Source organism: Clostridium sp. AM42-4 (assembly GCF_003480105.1).
Taxonomy (GTDB): domain Bacteria; phylum Bacillota; class Clostridia; order Lachnospirales; family Lachnospiraceae; genus Brotaphodocola.
Map to the genome: position 1 here is coordinate 1 of NZ_QUIK01000010.1, position 1,049 is coordinate 1,049.

1 protein-coding gene and 1 pseudogene are annotated in these 1,049 nt (G+C 41.0%); both read right to left on the reverse strand.

Annotated features, from left to right (window positions below; translation table 11 throughout):
* Positions 1–14: 14 nt before the first annotated feature.
* Positions 15–188, reverse strand: coding sequence for a cysteine-rich KTR domain-containing protein (locus tag DW922_RS09265; protein ID WP_002779755.1), 174 nt, complete (start codon positions 186–188; stop codon positions 15–17).
* A gap of 51 nt (positions 189–239) precedes the next feature.
* Positions 240–1,049, reverse strand: a pseudogene (gene tet(O) / locus DW922_RS18015) (tetracycline resistance ribosomal protection protein Tet(O)); the annotation flags it as partial.

The window sequence follows — 1,049 nt, forward strand, 5'->3', positions numbered from 1 at the left end:
ATCGGCTCTGCGTCTTAAGCGTCTGGCTCTTTGATGACAGTTATCTTCAAGTTGTCAACTTTAATCAATCTTTCTTGTCTGCATTTTGGACAATAAAGGGGATAATTCTCCAAAACAGTGTCCTTCCTAATTTTATTACGGGTTTTGCTCCCACAAACAGGACACAATATCCATTCGCATTTCATCATAATTAGTCTCTAATCCTTTCAAATCTCATTTTATATGACTTTTGCAAGCTGTTAAGCTAACTTGTGGAACATATGCCGAACCTTATCTATACGGCTATTCGGGCGGCGGGGTTGGCAAATAAATTTACCAATAGCTGGCTGGTATCCTTTTAACTCTGTCAAGCAGACTCCCTGCCCATTTGTGAAATAAGTTAAATCGTTCCTGTATTCTTGAATACATCTAGCAGGGATTTCTCCTTTCAGAATGACCTCGTCATTCTTTATCTGAGTACTTACAATATCTGCACAATACCTTGGAGCATCATGATACGCCCGTGAGAGATATTCCTGCGGTGCATAAATTTCAAAGTGGAGATATGGCTCTAATAGTTCTGTCCCTGCTTTTTTTAAAGCCTGCTCCAATACGATAGGGGAAAGCAGCCGAAAGTCTGCGGGGGTACTTACAGGACTATAATACAATCCATATTCAAAACAGATTTTACAGTCTGTCACTTTCCATCCATACAGCCCCTGCTCGCAGCCATAAAGAACCCCCTCCATAACCGCATTTTGGAACGATTGATTTAAATATCCAAGTGAAACTCTGCTTTCATACTGCACTCCGCTTCCAATAGGGAGCGGCTCTATGGACAACCCGACAGAAGCCCAGAAAGGATTTGGCGGGACTTCTATGTGGATGGTATATTCTGCTTTTCTAAGCGGTCTTTCCATATATATAACAGTAGGCTCTTTTATTTCTGCCTCCACATGATATTTTTCCTCAAGGATGGCACAAATGACTTCCATCTGCACATTCCCCAAAAAAGAAAGTATAATCTCATGCGTTGTAGTATCCACATAATATTTTAAAAGAGGGTCGCC